The 24,338-nt window shown below is 65.1% G+C and carries 21 protein-coding genes; 9 read left to right on the plus strand and 12 right to left on the minus strand.

Going from position 1 to position 24,338, the window contains the following annotated elements; all coding sequences use genetic code 11:
• Positions 1-115: 115 nt before the first annotated feature.
• A complete protein-coding gene (locus J5226_RS17165) occupies positions 116-502 on the minus strand; it encodes a hypothetical protein (protein ID WP_215835643.1) in 387 nt (128 codons plus the stop codon).
• A gap of 549 nt (positions 503-1,051) precedes the next feature.
• Between J5226_RS17165 and J5226_RS17170 the strand changes: the two genes are divergently transcribed.
• A complete protein-coding gene (locus J5226_RS17170; RefSeq protein WP_215835644.1) occupies positions 1,052-1,909 on the plus strand; it encodes a 4'-phosphopantetheinyl transferase superfamily protein in 858 nt (285 codons plus the stop codon).
• Here the strand turns inward: J5226_RS17170 and J5226_RS17175 are convergent.
• Positions 1,906-2,667 (minus strand): metallophosphoesterase, encoded by a 762-nt coding sequence (locus tag J5226_RS17175; RefSeq protein WP_215835645.1) that lies wholly within the window; start codon positions 2,665-2,667, stop codon positions 1,906-1,908. The genes J5226_RS17170 and J5226_RS17175 overlap by 4 nt on opposite strands.
• Before the next feature lie 118 nt (positions 2,668-2,785).
• On the opposite strand from J5226_RS17175, the gene J5226_RS17180 reads away from it, so the two are divergent.
• The 3 genes from J5226_RS17180 to J5226_RS17190 all read left to right on the plus strand — a co-directional run bounded on the left by J5226_RS17180 (position 2,786) and on the right by J5226_RS17190 (position 5,119).
• Positions 2,786-4,018: a hypothetical protein gene (locus J5226_RS17180; RefSeq protein WP_215835646.1), complete on the plus strand. Its 1,233-nt coding sequence runs from the start codon at positions 2,786-2,788 to the stop codon at positions 4,016-4,018.
• 347 nt (positions 4,019-4,365) lie between these two features.
• Positions 4,366-4,713, plus strand: coding sequence for a hypothetical protein (locus J5226_RS17185; protein ID WP_215835647.1), 348 nt, complete (start codon positions 4,366-4,368; stop codon positions 4,711-4,713).
• A gap of 187 nt (positions 4,714-4,900) precedes the next feature.
• Positions 4,901-5,119 carry a hypothetical protein gene (locus tag J5226_RS17190; RefSeq protein ID WP_215835648.1) on the plus strand — a complete coding sequence of 73 codons (219 nt, stop codon included), beginning with the start codon at positions 4,901-4,903 and terminating at the stop codon, positions 5,117-5,119.
• A gap of 21 nt (positions 5,120-5,140) precedes the next feature.
• On the opposite strand, the gene J5226_RS17195 is transcribed toward J5226_RS17190, so the two are convergent.
• The 4 genes from J5226_RS17195 to J5226_RS17210 all read right to left on the minus strand — a co-directional run bounded on the left by J5226_RS17195 (position 5,141) and on the right by J5226_RS17210 (position 12,973).
• The gene (locus tag J5226_RS17195; RefSeq protein ID WP_215835649.1) at positions 5,141-5,452 is read right to left on the minus strand and encodes a hypothetical protein; all 312 of its coding nucleotides are present in this window, start codon (positions 5,450-5,452) and stop codon (positions 5,141-5,143) included.
• A gap of 442 nt (positions 5,453-5,894) precedes the next feature.
• Positions 5,895-7,274, minus strand: coding sequence for a DUF1552 domain-containing protein (locus J5226_RS17200; protein ID WP_215835650.1), 1,380 nt, complete (start codon positions 7,272-7,274; stop codon positions 5,895-5,897).
• A gap of 2 nt (positions 7,275-7,276) precedes the next feature.
• Entirely contained in the window at positions 7,277-11,443 is a 4,167-nt protein-coding gene (locus tag J5226_RS17205) for a DUF1592 domain-containing protein (RefSeq protein ID WP_215835651.1), read from the minus strand.
• 525 nt (positions 11,444-11,968) lie between these two features.
• Entirely contained in the window at positions 11,969-12,973 is a 1,005-nt protein-coding gene (locus J5226_RS17210; RefSeq protein ID WP_215835652.1) for a LacI family DNA-binding transcriptional regulator, read from the minus strand.
• Positions 12,974-13,064: 91 nt separating this feature from the next.
• Here J5226_RS17210 and J5226_RS17215 point away from each other — a divergent pair, with 91 nt between their 5' ends.
• The 5 genes from J5226_RS17215 (at position 13,065) to J5226_RS17235 (ending at position 17,790) form a co-directional block, all read left to right on the plus strand.
• Positions 13,065-14,117 carry a sugar phosphate isomerase/epimerase family protein gene (locus J5226_RS17215; protein WP_215835653.1) on the plus strand — a complete coding sequence of 351 codons (1,053 nt, stop codon included), beginning with the start codon at positions 13,065-13,067 and terminating at the stop codon, positions 14,115-14,117.
• A gap of 26 nt (positions 14,118-14,143) precedes the next feature.
• Positions 14,144-15,364: a nucleoside permease gene (locus J5226_RS17220; RefSeq protein WP_215835654.1), complete on the plus strand. Its 1,221-nt coding sequence runs from the start codon at positions 14,144-14,146 to the stop codon at positions 15,362-15,364.
• Positions 15,365-15,372: 8 nt separating this feature from the next.
• A complete protein-coding gene (locus tag J5226_RS17225) occupies positions 15,373-16,527 on the plus strand; it encodes a Gfo/Idh/MocA family oxidoreductase (protein WP_215835655.1) in 1,155 nt (384 codons plus the stop codon).
• A gap of 90 nt (positions 16,528-16,617) precedes the next feature.
• Entirely contained in the window at positions 16,618-17,475 is an 858-nt protein-coding gene (locus J5226_RS17230) for a sugar phosphate isomerase/epimerase (RefSeq protein ID WP_215835656.1), read from the plus strand.
• A gap of 15 nt (positions 17,476-17,490) precedes the next feature.
• Positions 17,491-17,790, plus strand: a complete 300-nt coding sequence (locus J5226_RS17235) for a cytochrome c (protein ID WP_215835657.1) — start codon at positions 17,491-17,493, stop codon at positions 17,788-17,790.
• Positions 17,791-17,817: 27 nt separating this feature from the next.
• On the opposite strand, the gene J5226_RS17240 is transcribed toward J5226_RS17235, so the two are convergent.
• The 6 genes from J5226_RS17240 to J5226_RS17265 all read right to left on the minus strand — a co-directional run bounded on the left by J5226_RS17240 (position 17,818) and on the right by J5226_RS17265 (position 24,321).
• Positions 17,818-18,543, minus strand: coding sequence for a DUF1080 domain-containing protein (locus J5226_RS17240; RefSeq protein ID WP_255323124.1), 726 nt, complete (start codon positions 18,541-18,543; stop codon positions 17,818-17,820).
• A 62-nt stretch (positions 18,544-18,605) separates the two neighbouring features.
• Positions 18,606-19,184: a gluconate 2-dehydrogenase subunit 3 family protein gene (locus J5226_RS17245; RefSeq protein WP_215835659.1), complete on the minus strand. Its 579-nt coding sequence runs from the start codon at positions 19,182-19,184 to the stop codon at positions 18,606-18,608.
• Positions 19,184-20,869, minus strand: coding sequence for a GMC family oxidoreductase (locus tag J5226_RS17250; RefSeq protein ID WP_215835660.1), 1,686 nt, complete (start codon positions 20,867-20,869; stop codon positions 19,184-19,186). The genes J5226_RS17245 and J5226_RS17250 overlap by 1 nt, the downstream gene beginning before the upstream one ends.
• Positions 20,870-20,895: 26 nt before the next feature.
• Positions 20,896-21,690, minus strand: coding sequence for a TIM barrel protein (locus J5226_RS17255; protein ID WP_255323125.1), 795 nt, complete (start codon positions 21,688-21,690; stop codon positions 20,896-20,898).
• A gap of 706 nt (positions 21,691-22,396) precedes the next feature.
• Entirely contained in the window at positions 22,397-23,590 is a 1,194-nt protein-coding gene (locus J5226_RS17260; RefSeq protein ID WP_215835662.1) for a hypothetical protein, read from the minus strand.
• Positions 23,591-23,778: 188 nt separating this feature from the next.
• Positions 23,779-24,321: a dihydrofolate reductase family protein gene (locus J5226_RS17265; RefSeq protein ID WP_215835663.1), complete on the minus strand. Its 543-nt coding sequence runs from the start codon at positions 24,319-24,321 to the stop codon at positions 23,779-23,781.
• Between the last annotated feature and the right edge of the window lie 17 nt (positions 24,322-24,338).

Genomic DNA, 24,338 nt, shown 5'->3' on the forward strand with positions numbered 1-24,338 from the left:
TCCCCTGGAGTTCGTGGATCTTTCGCGGTTCGTACAGTGCTGGATCTGTTCCGATATCGCCGGATCGCCGAGCGCTGCATCAGGCATCGCGTCGTCGCTGGCGCGGGCGGAGGAACTACCCGGGTGCGGGCCAAGCGCCGCGATCGCCGCGGGCGTTGGCGCCGTATCGAAAAATCGCAAAAAACCCCGTGAAAATGGCGCTTTTCCTTGCTTCACCGCGGCCGCTGCCACGCGGCCCAGGCAAGCTCATCTTCGGGATGAGTGCGGGCCTTTGCTGCAATCCGTCTCCCCAACGGCGCGTGCCGAGCGGTCGCTTGCGTTCGCTATCGACGACGCTCAGCGCATCGAACGCCTCGCGCAGTTCGCTTTCGTCGGCAGGTTGGAGGCGCCGCGGACCGCCTTCGTTTTCGGAAATCTCCGAAGCCGAACCGGAAGTCTGTGCGAGCAGATCAACGAAAAACCGGAAAACCCGATCAAGCGGAGAAGGTACTTCTTCAGACATATTTCGCCCGTTACTCGATAGCTTCAAGACTGCGCGAAAGACCAACGCATACGGCGCGCGCGACACATTCCCCACGCGCTGCGATTTTCGAGCACCGACAACGACGACGCCTGCAGCGATTGCTGCTAGCGGCGAGAGCTCGATGGATTAATCCCCGGCGCAGTGATAACAGAGCGTGTGGAAAACTGTCAACGCACGAACAGAACGATTGTGTCTAAATGCGTGAATCGGTCACGAACTGCACCGCGTTCACATTGAAACGTGCAACGCGGAAGCAAAAAAATAAGGCGTTTTCTGAAGCTAACGCGTCACCTTGTCGAAACAAATTAGTGGACGCGATCGAAGTTTTGCGAGTCCATCGAGCTCGCTTAAATACTGAACCGGGATATATAGATAAACCTCGAATCCAGAGACGAGTCACACTTTCAGATAATTAATGCGCGTCGAGGATGTATGACTTATCTGATGACAAATATAACTATGCCCCTCCGGAGATCGGAGGTAATCGTGGCGACGAATTCGCAACAGCCGCGCGAATGACCGTCGTGCATGGACGAGAAAGGAAGCATGTCTGCGCCAATGCCAATCCCGGGGACCGTTGCTTCTGCGCGCCGCCTCGAAGCCAGCCGGTCGAATATCGATGTGTGGCTCACCTACTACGACGAGATCGTCGATGACGGCCACCTCCTCAAACTAAGAAAGTTACTTAGTGATGACGAAGTGGCGCAGGAAGGCCGTTTCTACTTCGCCGACGACAGAAAGCGCTATCTGGTCACGCGAGCGATGGTGCGCACCCTGCTCTCGCGTTACGCCCCCGTCGCTCCGGAACGCTGGGAGTTCTCGAAGAACGCCTATGGCCGCCCCACGATCGCGAACTCGATCCTGGACGCCGACGATCGCGTTCATGACCTCAGCTTCAACATCTCGCACACCCGCGGCCTGATCGCGCTCGCGGTGAGCCGCGATCGCGACTTGGGGATCGATGTCGAGAATGTCGCTACGCGCCGGTTCTGCCTCGACGTAGCGCATCGGTACTTCGCTCCCAGCGAGGTGGCGGAGCTCTCATGCGTCGCTCCGGCTGGGCAGCAGGATCGATTCTTCGAGTACTGGACCCTCAAGGAGTCCTATATCAAGGCTCGCAGCATGGGGCTTTCGCTGCCGCTGGACGGCTTCAGCTTCCAGTTCCCGCATCGCAGCGCGGTGCGCATCAAGATCGAGCCGGAACTGAGCGACGACGCCGAACGCTGGAGCTTATGGCAGTACCGGCCGACCACGGACTACTTGATGGCGATCTGCGCCGAGCGTCGCGACGGCGCGCACCCCAGCGTCTCGATGCGGAAGTTCATCCCCTTGGTGGGCGACGTTCCGCTGAGCGCGCAGCACCTCAGGAGTTCGGAGCCCTGTTAGCCGATCTCGACCAATCGACGCGCGGAAATCATGCTCTCCTGCGGGTATCCGAAGGCGTTGTTGATGTACGTCACGCCGTCGATGGTGATCCGTCGATTGATGTGGCTGTGGCCATAGACATGCGTATCCGCGCCGAGCGCGCGCAACTGCCGCTCTATGCCGCTGCTGCCGAGCACCGGGCTGAGAAAGTGCATGGAGGCGGGAACGAACCGCGGGATCAGATCGAGCCGAGGCAGAAAGTGCGAAAACGTTACTACCCGCCTCTGCCGCGCCGCTGCCGGAAGCGATTTCGGGTTCATCCTGAGGAAGTGTTCGGTCACCTGTTCCGGACCGATGCCATCCGGCCAGCGGCACGCGCGGAAATCCATCCACAACATGCGCAGGTCGTTGTTCGGCTGGCCGAAGGAGTAGTCGTACCACCCGAGCAAGGGCACGATCAGCGTATCTCCGTGACTGTAGGGGCGGCTGGATGCGCCGGAATCTTCGGCGATGGCCATCACCTGCTCGAACTTGCGCAACGAACACGTGTCGCCCGCTTCGCGCCGGACCCACAGATCGTGATTGCCCGGAACGAACAGCACCTGGCGGAACTTGGCGGCGAAACGCTCGAGGCACCACCCGAGCAGGCGAGTGTCTTCGGTGATGTCGCCGGCAAGAATCAGGACATCGTCGCGATAGTCCGTGTCCGACAACTTATCGACCCATCGGGCGTTGTCGGGATAGTCGATATGGATGTCGGACAGGGCGAACAGCTTCATCGCGATCCTCGGCTCGACCCGCGGGTTTGGCGCGCTCACGGCCAACTCGATGCGGCGGGAAGTATAGGCGCACAATCCTTGCACGCGCCCCACTCCACCGCAATCGGATGCGAAGCCGATGCTTAGGCGCATTCTCCGGAAACCGCGCACTCAACGGCTGTCGGACTATCGTCTCGACGACACGCTGGGCAATCATCTCGACCTGCTCTTTTCGGTCAAGCACCAGAGCCAGCGTGCGCTCAACCGAATCATGCGCCAACGCCTGATCGACGGCCGCCGGATGAAGGGGCTCGGCGGGCGCACGCCCCGTCCTTACCGCGATGGCTTGTTGGTGCGATACGGGCTCGGCGACGGCTGCGTGCAGACCATCGAATTGAAAGAGCCGTTCGGCCTGGATCAGGCGGAAGACCGTTTGGTCGTGGCCACCGGCGACGAGGTCCGCGTCTACGACACCAGCGCCGAGGTCGTGCATGTCTACCGCAATCCTTGGTTCGCGCAGTTGCATTCGGTGTACTTCTCGGCGGACGGCGAACGACTGTTGACGGCCTCGACGGGCTTCGATTCGGTGCTCGAGTTCGACCTCGGACTTCGCGAACTTACGTGGACGTGGACGGCATGGGATCACGGATACGACAAGTCGCCGGCGGGCGTTCGTATCTGCCGGGGAAGCGCGGGCAAGGCGAGCGGAAAGCGCATCACCGTGAGCGAGGCGCAGCACTGGGGCGGATTCGGACTTCCTACGGGCCTGACCGCCACGCATCTGAACAACGCCTGCTATCGGCATAACGACAGCATCTTCATCACCTTGTTCCATCAGGGCTGCGCGATCGTGGTCGAACGCAGTTCGGGCGCCTCTCGCGAAGCGCTGACCGGTCTGCTCAATCCCCACGGTTTCGAGCCTGGATGGGCGGGCGACCATATCGTGACCGACACGCGCCGCGGAAGAGTGATCTTCTTCGACGAGCACCTGACCATGAAAATGGCATTGCGGATCGAGGCTTGCGCTCCCGTGGAGAGCCGCGCGGGACTGGGGGAATGGTTGCAGAACGTGCTGCATCTCGACCGCGGGCTGTACGCCGCGATCGACATCCATCGCAGCTGCATCTGGCTGTTCGATCCGGACGCGCGACGCCGGCGCAAGATCGAAGTGAACCCGGATTGGGCGGTGCAGAACGTGATTGCCGTAGATCCTCAACGGGTCAAGGCATTGCATCGGCTGAGCGAGTTTCCCGAGACGCGCCATGACATCGCGGACAGCGCCGACCTGATGAACCCGACGGCAGCGACGAGCTCCCGGTTGCGGACGCCGTGGTACCGCAAGCTCGTTCGGGCGCCTCGGGTCTGGTTGTAAAGGCCACCGGGTTCGCATCGCGGCCGGTCGCAACGCTTCGGGCGTCGGCCCAAGCATCGATGTCAACCGTGCGCCCGCGCACAAGCTTCTTGCAGAGCCGTCCCCACTTGCGCGCTCCCAACGCCGGATCGATGGGGGATCCTCCGCCGTCCCGTCGTCCAAACAAGCGACGACGAAACGATGCGGCAAGACGCGCGCGTTTTCATCGCGCGTTGGCCTAGCGCGGTTGAACGCTCTCGCCCTGCCCCTCGGCGCGGGCCGCACGCCGGCTCGGCGGCGGAGCGCCGTCGTTTCCCGTCATCCCGCTCGCAGGACCGAATCCAAGATCAACCCTGGAGGACGACGACATGAGACACCTGACCATCGCGCTGCCGTTGCTGCTGGCGTCCGCGGCGCTTTTCCCCACGTTGGCGAACGCGCAGACCGTGAAGCAATGCGCGGGCGGCAGCATCGCGCCGGGCTGGGTCATCACCTGGTCCGAGAAGGACAGCAACTGCGGCTGGCAGTACGGCGTCATGCTGACCTTGGTCAACGCCGATGCGCTTCCGCACGGCGCGCAGCTGGTCGTGTGCAATATCGAGAGATTGCCGGCGTGGTGGCAGCCGATCGAATACATCTCGCAAATTCCCGGCCAACCCAATCCGCCTTGCGCCTACGGCGGGCCTTACCGGTATCGCATCGAGAAGAAGGGTTGACGAACCACGGCGGGGCGGATGCGACGCGCGCGCGTCGGTTCGTCATCCCATGGCCGTCCGAGCGCCAACGCCAGGGACGGCGTTGGCGAAGACCTCCGCGTGCGCCTGGGCGGCGAAAAGCTCTGACGTCCAGCCGCGCCGCGCGCACTCGGTAGGCGGAGGGCGCTCAAGGCGCTAGGCTGGCGGCATGGCGAATCCGAACGAACCCACGAACGATGACGCAGAGCGCGAGCGCGAGCGCGAGCGCGGACGCGTTGCGCTGTGGCTGGATCCCTCCGACTTGGATTGGTTGTCGCGCAGGTGCGACTGCGCGGAGGACGCGAGCGAGGAGCAGCGCGAGCGCTGCGCGCGCGTTCGGTTCCGCGCTCGGGCAGCGTTGCGCAAGGTCGGCTTGACGGACGCCTGACATAGGCCCGGTCAGGACGCGCTACTTGCGCCCCTTTTCGATGCACTGCAGATGCAGGGCGTAGGAGCCCTTCCCCGTCTCCGGGTCGTAGGCGACGTTGTGGCACTCGATCTTGCGTTTATCGGGAACGCTCGCCCACATCTCCTGCATCTTGGCGTAAGCGGCGGCTTCCGCCTCCCCGCACTTCAGGTCCTTTTCGAAGTCGCCGCCGGACACCGACCGGCAGTACCCATCGTAGTTATAGGTCGGAAGTCCCTCCGCGCCCATCCCCACCCGCGGAACACCGGCCAGCACGACCACGGACAACACCCACGCCGAGCGCATGACGTTCATCGATTTCTCCAAGACCCAACGGTGGCGCCGCGACATGGACGATCGGCGACGGTCGACGGCTGCGTCGCGCCAGACTAAACCAAAGCCCCTTCGCCGGCACAAGCCCTCACGGCGCGTCGATGGGTTGCAGCCGTGCGACGCGGAGGCCTCGACGCGCGGAACCTGTCGGCGAGCGGGCGTTCTACGCCCACGGCAGACGATCGCCGCCTCGCCTGGGACAAAGAGCGCACGACGCCCAGCGCCCGCCCCAGCGCAGAAGATTTCGTCGTCGCGCTCGCCCAGCTTTTCGACCGCGACTTGGGACGCTTGGAACAGACGGCCCAGATCCGGGCCGTGTCCGATGGGCTGAGGCAGGCCGATCAGTCCGGCTTGAGCGGGGCGACGACGTCCCGCCCCGATCGGCCGCGTTGCGGGGCTTCGAAATGCCGGCGGCAGGGACGGGCTAGCTGACGTTGTTGAATATCCCGGTCACCACATCGCCCGGATAAGGCGGCTCGACGCCACAAGCCGCGGCCACCGTGTTCCAGATGCGCGGCATGTCGACGAAGCGCTGACCGATGACGGGATTACCGGTGTGATGGTCGCGATCGGCTTGCGGCGCGATGCTGAAGTAGCGACCGTTGCCGCTGCCGTTGCGCAGCAACCCCGACGCGCCTCCCATGAACAGCAGCGGCATGTCGATCTGGTGCTCGGGCGCGCCGTCGGCCATCTCGCTGGTCACGATCACCAAGGTGTGGTCGATCAGCTTGTCGCCGTCGACATCGGGATCGTCGTAGCGCGCCAGCTCATCCATGAACAGCTTGGCGCGGCGCGCATACCATTTTCTCGTCCCGCTCCACTCCGCCTCGCCCGCGTAGCGATGCGCGCAATCGTGCGGGTTCTTCGCGCTGGTGACGTCGAGGATGTTCAACTGCTCGGCCGAGCGCGCGATCTGGACCGTCGCGACCCGAGTGATCCCGCAAGCCAGGGCGTTGGCGACGACCCGCTCGTGCGCGGCCTGGACGCGGGTGCGGAATTCGGCGGAGGCGATCGGGTGCGACTCCGGCGCGGTATCGACGCGGCATTCTCCCGGATGCGGCAGTTCGTCCTCCATGTCGGCCATGACCTGTTCGATGGAATCCAGTTGCGTATCGAGCTTTTGCCTCTGCGCTCCCGACAGGCGCTCGCGCAACTCGCGGATATCCGCCAGCGCGGGCTCGAAAATATGCTTGCCTCGCGTTTGCGCGGCGCGCACCGCGCGGCTGGGCAGTCCGAAGATCGCCTCGTGCAGCAACACGGGGTCGCGCTCCGGCGTTCTGATCGCGCCCGCGCCGGTCCAGGACACGAACCACGGCGATCCGTCGATGCCCGCGTGCGGCCCCGAAAACAGCGAGCGGAACGCGGGGTTCAAGCCGGCCATGGCCGGGTCGCGCCCCAGGACCACGTCGATGCTGGGCAACTGCGCCGCCCGGTCGCGCAACAACACGTTCCAACCGTTATGGCCCGAGTTGCCCTCGCCCAACATCACGCCGCGCAGATACAACGACTTCGCGCGGTGAGCGGTCAGTTCGGCGCTCACGTCGCGAAGCTGGAAGTCGGCGCTGTCGTCGGCGTTCGCGGTGGGATGCCATAACCCCAGACCGTCGCCGAAAGCGCCGCCGCGCCAGGAATCCACGGCCAACCCGTCGGGCACGACGAAGAACACCACCTTGAGCTTCGCCCCGCCCGCCAACGCCTGCATGCGCGGCTTGCCGCAGCCGAACAACGGCAGGCCCATCGCCGCCGCCGACGCGGCGATCGCCAGGTTGCGAAGGAAGATGCGGCGTGCGTATGGATGCGTCATGGTCAGTCCCTGTCCTTTTTGTAGAGGTAGGCCTGGGACAGCGCCATCGCCCGGAGCATGTCGCGCAGCGAACCGCCCGCCTTGAGCACGTCGCTCATCTTGCGCACGGCGCCGATGCTTTGCTGGTCGGCCTTGTTTCCGAAGGCGTAGCGGAAGTAGCTGTCGGCCATGCAGGCTTGCGCCGCCGGGTTCTTCGGCAAGATCCTGGCGATGCCGCGGACGTTCTCGACCGGCCCCAGATCGAAGGAGCCGGTTCCGTCGAGCAGCGGGCCCGCCGCGTCGATCCGCACCATCTCGTCGTACTGATCGAAGTTGTAGGCGCGCTCGAGTTCGCGATAGCGCCCCGCCGAGTCGTAGTGCTCCATCGACGCGCCGGTATCGTTCATGAACTGATGGCATTGCCAGCATCGTCCCGCCGACGCGTGCTGGCCGTTGATCGCGTCCCAGCGCTCGCGGGTGCTGATCGCGCGGTCCGGAAACTCGGGCTCGTCGGGATCGGCTTCCACCGGGGCGCCGAAGACATGGCAGAACATGTTTTCGCGGATCATGATCCCGCGCCGCACCAGCGCCGTGGCCTCGTAGTCCGATGTCGCCACCTGGGTGATGCCCTGGTGGAGCAGGCCGCCGCGCTTCTCGTCGACGTCGACCTTGCGGAACTGCTCGCCCGAAACGCCGCCGATGCCGTAGTGCGCGGCCAGCGTCGCGTTCAAGTAGGTGTAGGCCGGGTTGAACAGCTCGTCCATCGTCGCACCGGTGGTCTTGAACAGGTCGCCGGCGAACAAGCGTTGCTCTTCGCGCATGGCCTGGATCGTGTCGTCGTCGAGCCCCGGCTTGCGCTGTATCTCACGCGGCGTGTTGGTGTAGTAACGGATGAAACGCGCGAACTGGGCGATGCCGGCGTCGGACTGCATCATCCGATCGACCTCGGCGCCGATCTCCTCCGGCGTGTCCAGGCCACCGCTGGCGGCCCGATCCAACAGCGCTTCCTGCGGCGTCGTTCCCAGGAAGGAGAACGACAAGGCCGTCGCCAGTTCTTCCGGCGTCAACTTGGCCGCGCCGCCGCGGACGGAGACGCCCAGCTCGCTGCGATACAGGAAATAAGGCGATACCAGCATCGCCGCCAACGCGTCGCGCGCGCCCTGCTCATCGGTGGCGAGCGCGGCGTAGCGCGCGATCTCGGCGTCGGTCAGCGGCCGCCGGAACGCCTTGCGGCCGGTCTTGGACACGAAGGCCCGCGCATCGGCGCTGCCGTGGTAGCCCAACGCGGCCAGATCGGCCTTCGCGGCGACCTCGACGGCCAGGTCGAAGTATTTCTTCACGGCTTCAGCCGACAGCACGCCCAGCTCGGCCTGCCCCGGATACTTGAACTCGCGATCCGACTCCAACGCGGGCAACTTCGCCGGATTGACGGCGACATGGAACAAGTCGGCCACGCTGTTCTGATACTCCTGCGTCGCCAGCAACCTCACTTGGCGCACGCCGAACGACTCGGTCGGGTTCAGATAGGGCGCCCAAACCGTCTCGATCAGGTGGGACGACACCGCGCCGGCGCAGACGTCGTCGCAATGCCCCGATACCGGCATCGCCTTGATCCTGGCGATCAACGCATCCTTGCCCGCCACGTCCCAGGTGTGCGCCTTGCGCGGGTCGTCGAAGAACTCCGGCGAGTGGCAGTTGATGCAGGTCTCGGCGAGGACGACCTCGCCCAGGTTGCCGAGCGCGCGATAGCTCATCGCCTTGAGATCGAAGTCTTCGCTTTCCTCGTTGACCGACACCCGCTCCAGGCTCGGTTGCGGCAGCGCGCCGGGATAGTAGGGGTAGACGATGTCGTGATCGCCGTAGGTCAGCGTGATCGCCGCGGAGCCGCCCCAAGCGATCGCTTGCCGACGCGTCTCTTGCCCGCTGCGGATATCGACGTGCCATTGCGGCTCGCCGACCGATGCAGGCTTGGCCGGCGCGTGGATCCGCACCTCGACCGCGATGTCGGTCGGACGCTCGCGGTAACCGAGTTGCACGACCGGATGCTTGTGGCTCGCATCGACCGCAACCTCTTGTTGGCGGATCAGCGGGATCCAAACCGTCCCGTCGTCGGCCTGGATGTCGGCCAGCCGCACCTTGTAGACGCCGTCGGCGACGCCGCTCATGACGATCGGCGGCGCGTTCCAGGCCAGTTGGAAATAGCGTTCGTGCCCCTGCGGATCGATCAGATGCCCGCCGATCATGCGGCCGGCGATGTTCGGCGACGGCGGTTCGCCCGCCTGCAGCGTCAGCGACGCGTCGCGCACGGCGGCCGGGTCGTAGCTGACCTTGTAGATCACGCCGGCCACATCGTCGGACAGCAGAAAACTGCGCTCGTCGAGGATCAGCAGGTCCGTCGGCCGGCCCACGCAGGCGTCGGTCAAACAGTAAGCGTCGGCCTTGTCGAAGTCCTGGATCCAGCCGTCGATCACCGGGAACTCCTGCAGCACGCGCGAATCGCTCGCCACGGTGACCATCAGCAGATTCAAGCCCGGCCGCGCCGCGGTCTTGCCCAGGCCGTGCTGCGCGACCAGAAAGCGCCGGGTGGCGACCGGGCCCGCAACCCCGTTCCAGAACTTGAGCCCGGACGGCGCGGTGTTGGTGGCCAGCGCCAACGCCGGCGGGACGTAGTGCTTGGGATCGATCGCGCTCAGCGGCTTGTCCGACACGATCGCGCCCTGCACGAGCTTGGGCACGATTTCCTGTTCGGGTTTGTCGTATTCGGCTTGGGTGAACCCGAGCGTGTCGCGGCCGAACACATAAGGACGGCCGAAATGCTGACCCGCGCTCGCCAGCCGGTTGATTTCCTCGGGGTTGTCGAAGCCCTGCCGGTTGTTGTCGCTGAACCAGATCTCGTGGGTGTCGGGATGCCAGTCGAAGCCGACGGAATTGCGCACGCCCTGAGCAAGGATCGTGGCCTTGCCCGTGGCGAGGTCGTAGCGGAGCAAGGTCCCGTAACGCGGATCGGCGGGCACCATGCACAGATTGCACGGCACGCCGACCGCCGTGTAGAGCCCTTCGTCGTCACGGTCGTACGGGTTGAAATGCAGCGGGTGCTTCATATGCCAGATGCGCGTGGTCGATCCGGTCTCCAGCGCGGGCAGCGGAAACGGCGTGTCGTCCGCGGGAAACTTGAACACCTGTTCCGACTGCGCGTTCTGATAGGTCGCATCGACGTTGCGGACCCGATGCAGGGCGCCGGTGGTGGCGTAGTAGAGATCGCCGTCGCGGTAGGCCACGCCCATCGGTTCTTCCAGCGACGACGCGATGAGGTGGATCGCTCCCGTCGGGCGTCCCGTCGCGTCCAGCGGCAGCGCGTAGACGAAGCCCGCGATGCCTTTGTAGGCGTACGACGGTATCGCGCTCGAGCCGACATAGAGCACCCCTTTGCCCATGGTCATCTGTCGGGGTTGCCGCAGGCCCTGGGCGAAGACCTCGATCTTCATGCCGGGGATCGTCCGCAGCTTGTCTACTTTCAATTCGGGCCGATATTCCACGAGCAGATCGCGCCGCTCGCCGGCGTCGTGCGTGAAGGTGACCTGCGCGGGCGAGGTCAGCGGCAAGCGCCCGTCGATCGGATTCAGAGTCAGGTGGTAATCGCAGCGTTTGAGCGCGTCGACCCGGATGCCCGTCCCCCAAGTGCCGCTGATGGGCGTTTCTTCGCCTTTGCATCGCAAGGTGCCGGTGACCGGGGTCGACGCGGGCGGCGCCGCCGCGGCGTTGCGCCGATGGCTCAGGACCGTATCGCTCGCCATCGCGAACTGCAGCACCAGTCGATTGCCGTCCCCGCCGCCGCCATCGCACGAATCGATGTGCTTCCATGCATTGGGCCACCAATCGCCGTTCGGTCCGCCCGGCTCGTAAGCCGACTGCGCGCACCACTGCCAGCTGCCGGGACCGAGCGGCGGGCCGTCCTCGTCTCGCCAGCACTCGTAGAGCTGGCCCTTGTTCTGCACCCGATCGCCCTGCTGATAGGAGGTTTCGGCGAAATAAGGAGGCGCGTCGCATTGCAGCGCCTTCGCCGCCCTGCCCGCCGCGGCGCCGTCGCTCTTGCCGTCGCGGCCGCAGCCGGAAGCGGCGGTCAGCGCGAGCGCGGTTGCAGCGATGAACAACAGGCGATGGCCCATCGCCGCGGATGCGCTAGCGCTCATGCGTTGCCTGCCTTTGCTTGTCGGAGCGTGCGGATCGGACAGCTCAACAGCAGCGGCCTCTCGCCGCTGACGGCTTGCTTATTCCAAGCGCCGATCTGGAGGGCGGCATTGCCAGCGCGACCATGCCGCAGCGCGCGCCACGTCCGTCCTATGCGACGGACCGGCCGCGCATCCGGCATGAGTTGAACCAGAAAGGGCCATGCTTCGACTCCATCACAACGGTGCGATCGAGCTGCTCGGGCATGTTCCGTGTAGACGCTAACGAAGCTTTCGGCGAGCGAGTCGCACCAGCCTCTCCTTCCCTCGGCGGAAGTCGCGGACCGGACTCTCCTCGGGGAAATCCTCGCCTCCGCGCAGCAACCCGGTCCGAGACCCCTGTTCCAGTCGCACGCTCACCTTGGTTCACCGCGATTGGGCGCAGCGGTCGCCGCGTTGTCGATCGCTGGGAGATTCGCCGGTGAATCCTGCCGATTCGGGCTCGATGTCAGTAAAACCGCGCAAGCCGGAATAGCCCCGCGCCGCGTCCTACGACGCGACCGCCGCGGTCGACCCACGCAGCATCAATCTGAAATCCAAGGTCTGCTGATGCGGCACGTCCACCGCCTCGACGATGGCGAGCAGCAGGTTGACGGCGCGAACGCCGATCTCGCGCATGGGCTGGCTGATGGTCGTCAGCGGCGGCGTGAGATAGCGCGACGAGGCCAGATCGTCGAAGCCGACGATCGAAAAGTCCTCCGGCACGCGGATTCCCAGATCCCTGCACGCGGCGAGAACGCCCAGGGCCATCTGATCGCTGAAACAGAACGCGGCGGTCGGAGCGGACGCCTGCCCCAGCAGTTTTTTCGCGGCGGCGTAGCCGGACTCGATCGAAAAGTCGCCCGGTGCGACCTTCAGAAGGCGGCGCAGGCCTCGCGCCCGGGCGGCATCCTCGACGCCTTCGAGACGTTGCCGATGCAAGGGATTGTCGGTCGGGCCGCCCACCACGGCGATCCGCTGATGCCCTAATCCATAAAGATGATCCATCGCCGCGCGCGAGGCGGCCGCGTTGTCGATATGCACGCTGGGGATGCCGAGCGCTGGATCGAATTCGCAGCCGTTGACCACCGGCGCGGCGGCGCCGAGCCGCTTGACGATCTCCTGCGCGGTCGGCGGAAGCCGGTGCCCCAGTACGATCAAGCCGTCGGCTTCGTTGCGCGGGAGCATCTGTGCGTAGCGTTCTTCCCGCTCCGGCCGATTCTGGGTATCGCCCAGCAGCACGGCATAGTCGGCCGCCTGCGCGGCTTCTTCCGCGCCTTGCAGTATCTGCGCGAAGAACGGATTGGCGATGTCCGGGACGGTGACCAGGATCTTGCCGCTGCGCTGGGTCTTGAGCGTGCGCGCCACCGTGTTGGGAACGTAGCCCAGCGCGGCGGCGACTTCCTCGATGCGCTTGCGCGTGGCCGGCAACACTTTCTCAGGCCGCGACAGCGCGCGCGACACGGTGCCCGCCGAAACGCCGACGTGTTTGGCGATGTCGTAGATGGTCGCCATGCCTCAGCCCGATGCCCCTCGCTGCGCTGCACAACGTGCATCCTGACAACCCCATGCTAGGATTGCAATCGATTGCATCGAGCGGATTTCCATGAAAACACTCAAGGGTCCAGCGCTGTTCCTGGCGCAGTTCATCGGTGACAAGCCTCCGTTCGATCGGTTGGACACTCTGGCCGAGTGGGCCGCCGGGTGGGGTTATTCTGGCGTACAAGTACCGACCAACGCGCCCCACATCTTCGATCTCGCCCAGGCGGCGCGCAGTCAGGCCTATTGCGACGACGTCGCCGGAACCTTGGCCCGGCACGGGATCCAGATCACCGAGCTGTCCACGCATCTGCAGGGCCAGCTGATCGCCGTGCATCCAGCCTACGACATCTTGTTCGACGGTTTCGCCCCGCCGGATAAGCGCGGCGATCCGCCCGCCCGGCAGGCCTGGGCGGTCGAACAGCTGATGCTCGCGGCGCAGGCCAGCCAGCGCCTCGGGCTGACCGCCCACGCCACGTTTTCCGGTGCGCTCGCCTGGCCTTATTTCTACCCCTGGCCGCAACGGCCGCCCGGTTTGGTGGAAGCCGCCTTCGCCGAACTCGGCCGCCGCTGGCGCCCGATCCTGGACGCCTTCGACGCTTGCGGCGTGGACCTGTGCTACGAGATCCATCCGGGCGAAGACCTGCACGACGGCGCGACCTTCGAGCGCTTCCTCGAAACCGTCGACCACCATCGGCGCGCGAAGATCCTGTACGACCCCAGCCACCTGCTGCTGCAGCGCATGGACTACCTGGGCTTCATCGACCGCTATCACGAGCGGATCGGCATCTTCCACGTCAAGGACGCCGAGTACCGCGCCGATGCGCGCAGCGGCGTGTATGGCGGCTACCAGGACTGGATCGACCGTCCCGGACGGTTCCGCTCGCTCGGCGATGGCCAGATCGATTTCAAGGCGATCTTCTCCAAGCTGGCCCAGTACGACTTCCCGGGTTGGGCCGTACTGGAATGGGAGTGCTGCCTGAAGCATCCGGAAGACGGCGCGCGCGAGGGGGCGGCCTTCATCCGCGAGCATCTCATTCGCGTCACCGAGCGCGCGTTCGACGACTTCGCCGACAGCGGCGCCAGTCCGCAGACGATGCGCAACCTGCTGGGAATTTGATCCGACATCGTCCGCGAGGGGAAGCCATGAGGTTCACAATGCCGCGCCTGAGCGCGATGATGTTTCTTCAGTTCTTCATCTGGGGGGCGTGGTTCGTCACCCTGGGCACCTACCTCGTACAGGGGCCGCTGCAGGCGAGCGCGAGTCAGGTGGCGACGGCGTTCCTCAGCCAATCCATCGGCGCCATCGTCGCGCCGTTCCTGGTCGGGCTGATCGCCGACCGCTACTTCGCCGCGCAGCGCATTCTGGCTTTGCTGCATCTGGCCGGCGCGGTCCTGATGTGGAGCGCCTCCGCCGCCACCAGCTTCGGAACGTTCTCGGCCTGCGTCATGGCCTACATGCTGCTGTTCATGCCCACGCTGGCGCTGGCCAACAGCATCGCGATGCGGCACATGCAGTCGCCGGAAAAACAGTTCCCGCCCGTTCGCGTCGCCGGCAGCATCGGCTGGATCGTCGCCGGCGTGCTGATCGGCTGGCTGGGCTGGGAGCAGGCGCACCGGCTCGACCTCACCTTCAAGATGGCCGCGGCCGCCTCGCTGCTGCTCGGCGTGTACGCGCTCACCCTGCCCGACACGCCGCCGCTGGAGCGGCAACGCAACGCCACGCTCGGCCAGATCCTCGGCCTGGATGCGTTGCGCCTGTTGAAGTCGCGTTCCTATCTGGTGTTCTTCCTGGCCTCGATCGCGATCTGCATCCCGCTGTCGTTCTACTACAACTTCACCAATCCGTATCTCAACGATCTCGGCGTGCGCGGCGCGGCCGGTTTGCAATCGCTCGGTCAGGTGTCCGAGGTGCTGCTGATGTTGGCCATGCCGTTCCTGTTCGCGCGGCTCGGGGTCAAGACCATGCTGGCGCTGGGCATGGCGGCGTGGGTGCTGCGCTACGTCCTGTTCGCTTACGGCGATGCGGGCGCCGGGTTCGCGCTGCTGGTGACCGGCATCGTCCTGCACGGCATTTGCTACGACTTCTTCTTCGTCACCGGCCAGATCTACACCGACGCCCATGCCGGCCCGGCGTTCCGCAGCAGCGCGCAGGGCTTCATCACCTTGGCGACCTACGGCGTCGGCATGCTGATCGGCAGCTTCCTGTCCGGCGCGGTGGTGGAGCACTACACCACCGCGGCGGGGCGCGACTGGCTGCACATCTGGCTGTTCCCGGCGGGCGTCGCCCTGGCCGTGCTGGTGGCGTTCGTGTTGCTGTTCCGCGAGCGGCCGGCCACCGCTGCCGCCGCGCCTTCCACACCGTGAGGAACCCGATGAGCCAGTTGGGAGTCGCCATCGTAGGCACCGGAATGATCGGCAACGTGCATCGCCGCGCGGCGATCCTGGCCGGCGCCCGGGTCGTGGGCGTGAGCGCGTCGTCGGCGCAGCGCGCCAGCGAGGTGGCGACCGCTTGGGGCGCCCCGCGCGCCTATCGCGATATCGAAGAAGCGCTCGCCGACCCGCAGGTGCAGGTCGTGCACGTCTGCACGCCGAATCATCTGCATCGGGCGATGGCGCAAGCCGCGCTGGAAGCCGGCAAGCACGTGATTTGCGAAAAGCCGCTGGCCACGACGCTCGAAGATGCGCAGGCCCTGGCGGCGCTGGCCGCGGCCGCCGGACTGGTGGCCACGGTGCCCTTCGTCTACCGCTATCACCCGGTCGTACGCGAGGCGCGCGCGCGCATCGCCAACGGCGAACTCGGACCGCTGCGCCTGATCCATGGCAGCTACCTGCAGGACTGGCTGATGGACCCCGCCAGCAACAACTGGCGCGTCGATCCGGCACTGGGCGGCGCCTCGCGCGTGTTCGCCGACATCGGATCGCACTGGTGCGATCTGGTCGAATGGGTCGCCGGCGAGCGCTTCGTCGAAGTCAGCGCCGCCTTCGAAACGGTGATCGCGCAGCGCAGCGTCGCTACCGGCCAAAGCTACGCCCGCCCCGCCACCGACGGCGCGATGCAAGCGGTATCGAGCGAAGACGTCGCCGCGGCGATGTTCAAGACCGGCAGCGGCGTCCTGGCCGCGTTGACGGTCAGCCAGGTGTCGGCCGGCCGCCGCAATCGCCTCTGGTTCGAGATCGACGGCGCCCGCGCCAGCGTCGCCTTCGATCAGGAAGACAGCGAACGGCTCTGGATCGGGCTGCCCGATCAGCGCGAAGAGATCTTCGTCCGTGGCCCGGCGGCGGGAAGCGCGGAGCAACGCAGGCTGTCGGCGCTGCCGGTCGGCCACGCGCAAGGCTACGGCTACTGCTTCGAGGCCTTCGTCGCCGACACCTATCGCGCCATCGCGGCCGAAGCGCCGGAAGGATTGCCGACCTTCGACGACGGGCTGCGTTCCGCGCTGATCGTCGACCGCGTCGTCGCATCGTCCCGGACGCGCGCCTGGACCGCCATCGACGGAACGAACGCCCAGGAGCGCCGGCCCGCCTGACCCAAGCAACCGCCACGACGAGCCGCCGGCCTTCGCCCGAGCCCTGAGCCGTTGCCTCGTCCGCAGCCATCACCGTTTCGGGAGGACACCATGACGATCGCCACGCCGCGCAGCTTCGCGGCAGCCGCACTCTTGTTCCTGACCGCCCTGCCCGCCTTGGCGCAGCACGCCGGCGCCCAGGCCAAGCCCATCGCCGTGCAGATGTACACACTGCGCAACGTCGCCTCGCTCGACGAGCGGCTGAAGATCGTCCACGACGCGGGCGTTCGCGCCGTCGAGACGGTCGGCACCCAGGACGTTTCGGCCAAGACGCTCAAGCGACTGCTCGACAAGTATTCGATCAAGGCGATCTCGACCCATGTGCAGCTCGCCGATCTGCGCGGCGATCTCGACAGCGTCGTCGCCTTCAACAAGGCCATCGGCAACACCACGCTGGTGGTGCCCTACCTGAAGAAGGAAGAGCGTCCCACCGACGCCGCCGGCTGGATCGCGCTGGGCAAGGAATTGGGCGAACTCTCGAACAAAGTCCGCGCCAAGGGCATGACCCTGGCTTACCACAACCACGATTTCGAGATCGCCGATTTCGGCGGCAAGACCGGCCTCGAACTGCTGTTCGAAGGCGCCGGCCCGCAGCTGCGCGCCGAGCTCGATCTGGCCTGGATCGCGCGCGCCGGCCGCGACCCGGCCGCCTTGCTCGGCACGTTCCGCGGACGCGTGTTCGCCGTGCACGCCAAGGACAACGCGCCGCCGGGCCAAGCCCAGGACGAAGACGGTTTCGCCGCCGTCGGCAAGGGCGTTCTGGACTGGAACGCGATCCTTCCCGCCGCCGCGCGCGCCGGCGTGCAGTGGTACATCCTCGAGCACGATCATCCGCTCGATCCCGCCGCGGTCCTCAAGACCGGCGCGGCCTACCTCAACCAGCGCCTGCCTGCGGGCGCTGAACGCTGATCGCCGGGAATCCCCATGTCGAACTACATCGTGATCGCCGCTCTGCCCGTCCTCGCCGCGGCGTTGGCCGCCGCGCCCGTCGCCGCGCAGGATTCCGCCGCGGGCGCCAAGCTCTATGCCGCCAACTGCGCGTCCTGCCACGGCCCCAACCGCGCGGGCATGGGCGAAACGTTTCCTGCCCTGACCGATGTGGGCAAACGATTGGATGCGAAGAAGATCAAGGAGCGGATCAAGGCCGGCGGCGGACTGATGCCGCCGTTCGGCCAACTGTCGGAGAAGGATCTCGAAGACCTCGCGATCTTCCTGAAGCAGTAGGACGGCGCGGGCCCCAGGGCCCGCGGCCTACAGCTCGCGCACCCAGATGTTGCGGTAGCCGACCTGGGAATCGTGATCCTGCAGGTAGATCGGCGCGCAGCCGTGCGGCGCATAGGACGGCGCGCCGATGTATTCGGTCTTGCCGGACACGACGGTGTCGTTCTGCACGAGGACGCCGTTGTGCAATACGGTGATGCGCGCCGGCGAAACCAGGCCGCCGCCTTGCGCGAAACGCGGCGCTTTCCAGACGACATCGTAGGTCTGCCACTGTCCCGGCGCGCGCGAGGCGTTCGCCAGCGGGATCGCCTGCTTGTAGATCGAAGCCGCCTGTCCGTTGGAATAGGTCGGGTTCTCGTAGCTGTCGAGCACCTGCAGTTCGTAAAGCTCTTGCAGGAAAATCCCGCTGTTGCCGCGATGCTGGCCGTCGAATCCCTGGGTCTTGACCGGGGTGCGCCATTCGATATGAAGCTGGATGTCGCAGAAGCGTCGCTTGGTGCGGATGCCCTTGCTGCCCGGGACCACGGTGAACGCACCGTCGGCGACGGCCCACGGCGCCTTGCCGCCCCGCTCCGACTCCCAGGCCGATAGGTCGCGGCCGTCGAACAGCACCACCGCGTCGGAGGGCGCGGCATCCTTGGGCGTGGCGACGACCGCGGGAACCGGCTTCCAGACTTCGGTCGCCGCGGGATCGCGCTGCGGCGCATCCTGGGCTTGCGCGAACGCGGGAGCGACAACGAGGACAACGAGCGCCATCGACAGGTTCGTTTTGCTCATCGTTTTCCCAGCGGCAACCGCGCGAACGCACCGGCGCGCCATCAGTTGGTCGCCCATGCGGGCGTGCCCGGTTCGTAGGCCGCTTCGCCGTCGTAGCGCCCGGGCACCGCGACGTAGCGCAGCGTTTCGGTCGCTCCGACCTTGGAGGTGAAGAAGCCGAACAGCGCGAGCTGCTTGATCATGGTGAAGTAATGCGGCTGCACCGCGGTGGGATTGGCGCCGCCGGTGGCCACGTCCATCGAGTTGATCCGCCGTCCGGCTTCGCCGTCCAGCGTGCGCAGCAAGTCGGTGCGCGCCTGCGCGGACAGCGATACGAACCGGCCGCCCGCACGCTTGTCGATGTCGGCCAGGCCCGCGCGGAAGATCGCCTGGTATTCGGGGGTGTAGCAATCGCTTACGAACCTCGCCATGAACAGGCCCGTGCCCGCGTCTTTCGCTCCGGGCGTTTTGGTCCGGGGCAGGATGGTGTCCGCGATCTCGTCCAGCTTGGCCACCTCGTCCGCGGAAAAAACGCTGTTCCCGCCCGGCGCCGGCGCCTGTGCGTACGCGAACGCCGGCATGCCGATCATGGCCGCGCCGGTGGCGGCGGCAATCATCTTCAAAAGCTCGCGACGCTCCATCACAGATTCCCCGCCTTGAGTTCGCGCACGGCATGATCCGCCGCCCGCGCGGTGAGGGCCATGTAGGTCAGCGACGGATTCACGCAGGCGCTGGAGGTCATGCAGGCTCCGTCGGTCACATACACGTTCGGCGCATCCCAGACCTGATTGTGCAGGTTCAAGACCGAATTCTTGCGATCGCGCCCCATCCGCGCCGTACCCATTTCATGGATGGCCATGCCCGGCGCGTAGTCGTTCTCGTGCACCTTGACGTTCTTGACGCCGGCCGCCTCGAGCATTTCCGCGGCGTCCGCGCCCATGTCCTTGCGCATGGCGCGTTCGTTCTTGCGCAGGCTCACGTCCATCGCCAGCACGGGCAATCCCCACTTGTCCTTGCGCTTGGGATCGAGGCTGATCGTGTTGTCGTGGTAAGGCAGCATTTCTCCGAACCCGGTCATGCCGATGGACCAATCGCCCGGAACGCTCAGCGCGTCCTTGAGGTCGGCGCCGATGTTGAGTTCGGCGATGTCGCGCGACCAGCCGCTGCGGCTGGCCGAGCCCTGGTAGCCGAAGCCGCGCACGTAGTCGCGCTTGTCCTTGCCCAGGTTGCGGAAACGCGGAATGTAGAAACCGCACGGCCGGCGGCCGAAGTAGTACTTGTCTTCGTAGCCCTCGACCCAGCCGGACGCGCCGACGCGGAAATGGTGGTCCATGACGTTGTGCCCCAACTCGCCCGAGGCCGAGCCCAGCCCGCCGTCCCACACATCGGTGGCCGAGTTCATCAGCAGCCAGGTCGAATTGAACGCCGATGCGTTGATGAAGACGACCTTGGCGGTGTAGCGATACGTCTGGCCGTTCTCGGCGTCGATGATCTCCACACCGCTGGCGCGCTTGCGGTCCTTGTCGTAGATGACTTCCTTGACGATCGAGAATGGACGCAGGGTCAGGTTGCCCGTCTTCATCGCCGCCGGCAATGTCGCCGACTGGGTCGAGAAATAGGCGCCGAACGGGCAGCCGAGGATGCACTTGTTGCGGTACTGGCAATTGACGCGGCCCTGCTCCGCCTTGGGCTCGGTGATGTTCGCGGTGCGCGAATGGATCAGATGGCGGGTGCCGCCGAACGCCTTCTTTATCCGCGCCGCCACGTCTTTCTCGACGACGTTCAAGGGGATGGGCGGCAGGAATTGGCCGTCGGGCAGAACGTCCAGCCCTTCGGCGGTGCCGGCGATGCCGGCGAATTTCTCGACGTAGTCGTACCACGGCGCGATGTCGGCGTAGCGGATCGGCCAATCGGTGGCGATGCCTTCCTTGAGGTTCGCCTCGAAATCCAGATCGGACAGACGATAGCTCTGACGCCCCCACATCAGCGAACGGCCGCCGACGTGATAGCCGCGGAACCAGTCGAAGCGCTTGGTTTCCGTGTACGGACAGTCGGTCTCGTCGGCCCACATCCCGGCGGTGTTCTCGGCCAGCGGATAGTCGCGCTTCAAGACCGGGTGGGCCGCCTTCATCTCCTGCGTCGCCCAGTTGCGATGCGGGAAGTCCCACGCCTCCTTCATCGCGTTGACGTAGCCCTTGACGTGCTCGATGTTGCGGCCGCGTTCGAGCATCAAGACCTTGAGCCCCTTCTCAGCCAGCTCCTTGGCCGCCCAGCCGCCGCTGATGCCCGATCCGACGACGATCGCGTCGTAGTGATTGTCTGCCATGAGAGTGTTCCCGGGTGGAGTCTGTTTCAGACATCGCAGAGGCGTATCGCCTCGCGCAGCGAGGCGACGGGATCGGGCCCTTCGGCCGTGAATTCCTGCGCCAGATAGCCGTCGAAACCGGTGTCGCGGATCGCGCGGCAGATCGCGGGATAGTTGAGTTCCTGGTTCGCGCCGATCTCGTGGCGACCGGGCACGCCCGCGGTGTGGTAGTGCTTGAAGAACGAATGGTGCTTGCGGATGCTGGCGATGATGTCGCCTTCCATGATCTGCATGTGGTAGATGTCGAACAGCAGCCCGAAGTGGTCCGAACCGATCCGTTCGCACAATTCGATGCCCCACGCGGAGTGGTCGCACAGATAGTCGGGGTGGTCGACCCTGGAGTTGAGCAACTCCATCACCAGCACGACGCCGCGCTTTTCGGCATGCCCGAGAATGCGCTTGATCCCCGCCTCGGCGTTGCTCAACCCTTGCCGGGGATCCATGCCGTTGCGATTGCCGGAAAAGCAGATGAGGTTGCGATAACCGGCGTCGGCGACCAGATCGATGTGACGGGTGTAGCGCTCGACCAGTTCATCGTGGAACTCGGTGGCGGCGAAGCCCTTCTTCAAGCCGAGCTCCGCGCCGTTGCACATCGAGCTGACCACGCCGTGCGCTTTCAAAGTGGGCCAGTCTTCCGGGCCGACCAGGTCGATCGCGTTGAAGCCGATGCGCTTCACCGTCCGGCAAAGCTCGTCGACCGATTGCTTCGGGAGCGTCCAGCGGCAGACGGATTGCTTCAGCCTGCCCTTGAGCTTGTTTTCTGGCGGGCCGGCGGCGGCCATCCCAGGCGCGACGGCGGCCGCGGCGAGTCCGAGGCCGGCCATCGCGGCGGTGCGGATCGCGTTTCTTCGCGTGATCTTCGGGTTCATAAAGCTCATCTGCGCTTCCTGAAGCCATAATCGAAAGTTCGCTCAAACAAATCTTTCGAAGCATGGCCCCGCGGTCGGATGCGCCGGCGGCTAGCTGCGTCGATTCGATCCAGCGGAGATGCATTCCGCCCTGAGCCCCACAGCGGGCATGAAACCGCAAAATTCGCCGAGATGCAATCGATTGCGCGAAGAACGAAGGAAGCGCCTGCGGCAAGGCCTGCGATGCGGAGTTTTATGCTGCAAGGCACAACGACGTAGGCCGCGATTCGTGGCCGCGAGCCGCAACGTATCGCTGATTGTCTAATGGACGTCCACGCAGGCAGGGCTTTGCGCGCGCCTTCCGATTGTCCTTTACGCCAATGCGGCCATCCGTTTAGCGGAGGCAATGAATTCTTTCGGCTCGCCCGTACTTGCGAGCGCTGCGCCGGCCGATGCAGATCGCGTATCGAGCCTGCGGCTGTGCGCCGGGACCGTCGAAGTCCTGCGCTCCTCGGCGCCCATCGACGCTCATCCCGCCAGTAGGCGATTGCCGCTTCTGGGGCGATCGGGCTCGACACAGTCGTCCCATCGCGAGGTCACGCGATGGGACGATCGTCGTTTCAGCGGTTCTTGGGGGCGATCAGTCGGCCAACGCCGCAATCGCAGCCGGAGTCGGCAGGGGCTCATCGAACTTCAAATCGTGCACCTCGATGAAGTAGGCCTGTTTGCCCGTGGCGCTGTTTCCGACCAGCTTGAGCAGAACCCCGGTCGCATCGTCGACCCACATCGTGAAACGCGCAGCGTTGAGCTTCTTGCGCAGATACGGGTCGTGCAGACCGGTGACCACGACCGCGTCGCGGCCGAGGATTCGCTCCTTGCGCAGAACGCGAGCGCCCGGGTTCGACAGCCAGAACGCGTAGTTCTGCGGCAGCGCGACCTCATTGGCGTAGCCAGCCGCGACGGGATCTTGTCGCTGTACGTAGACCGGTTCGCAATTCTGGTTGTAATAAGCCCTGGGGCCCAACGGCGCGGCGCCCATGAATACCGGTTGCGCCCGATAGCTGGCCTTATCGGCGCCGACGCTCAGCAGCGTCGCCCCGTTCGAGCGAAAAGACTCGACCATCCCCTTCGCATCGACCTTGTCGACCATACTCCATCTTTCGGCTCGAGAAATCTTGAACTCCACGAAATCGCTTTGTTCCACGTTCGAAAAATAGATATCGAACGCTCCGCTGAGAGTGCGGTAATGATCGATGGAATCCAGCATCTTCTTCTGAATGTCCCGCACATCGGCAGAGATTCGGCTGTAAATTCCGCACGCGGCCTCGGACGCAGTTTTTGGGGCGGCGGACGCCATTGGGGACGCGAAAGTGCCGTTGGTGTAGTCCCCTCTCATTCCGTCCGCGCCGGCCATTCCATTGTTGCTGCCACTAACGGCGACGCCACTGCTCCAGCCGCTGCCCAGGTAGTTCCAACCGCTCGGCGCGGTGTTCTGATTGACCCATGCCAGGAATCTCCATGCGGTATCCCAGCGCGTGTACAGCGCGTTGGGCGCGGTGAAATCCCTGTTCGCCAGATAGGCGTAGTAGTAATAATACTTGGACGAATCAGACATCCATTGATAGCTTCCGATTCGGCCGATTCGGTCGTCGCCGTTGAGATCTCCCCGCTGGCCGCTGCGATAGGCCATGTCGTATCTGTCGTTGCGGCAGTTCGGATACTGACTGGCCGAGCGATCGTTGTCGCAGAGCCAAGTTTCGGCGGACGCCGGCTTCGCCCAGGAAAAAAGCAAAGCGATCAGGGCGGGCGCTAAAAGGGCGTGACGGATTTTCATCGATTCCTCTTGCTGAAGGTTTGCGGGGCGTTGAATCGCAATGGCGCGATCGAAACCGCGGCGATCTGTTGGACGACGATGGATCAAGCGAGGGCAGATTTTCTATGCGCACTTTCCATCGCGGCACCGGCGCGCAATGCCCCCCTGCATCGACACGGGCTTGCCGAAGGCGCAGCACAGGCATTTCGTCAGGCGGCGGAACGGCGATAGATAAGCAGGACTACGCCGCCGCCCATCTCGGTCGAACGGACCAACTCGAGGTCGGCGCGCCCCGATTCGAACATGCGACGCCCCTCGCCGAGCATCAGCGGATATACCAGCATCCGGTATTCATCGGCCTGCCCTTGCCGCACGAGGCTCTGAACGAGCGTATGACTGCCGTGCACGAGCAGATCGCCGGAGTAACGGCTTTTCAACCGACCGATCTCCGCGTTCAACCGGTCTCCTCCAGCGAGGACCTCGGTGTTGCGCCATTGCGCGCGCTCCAGCGTTCCGGAGACGACGTACTTGTCGGTTCGGTTGAGCCGATCCGCGTAATAACCCGTCCTGGACGGCCACGCGTCCGCGAAAATTTCATACGTCTTGCGGCCCAGCAGTTGAGCTTCGGAAGATGCCAGCTCTTCATTCTTGAACTGTTCGATCCTGTCGTTCCAATAAGGAAACGACCATTTCTCCGGAGACTCGACGACGCCGTCGGCGCTGGTGAATGCAGTGACGACAATCTTGCCCATATTTCCTCGCTATTGGA

The organism is Lysobacter sp. K5869 (assembly GCF_018847975.1).
Classification (GTDB): Bacteria; Pseudomonadota; Gammaproteobacteria; order Xanthomonadales; family Xanthomonadaceae; genus Lysobacter.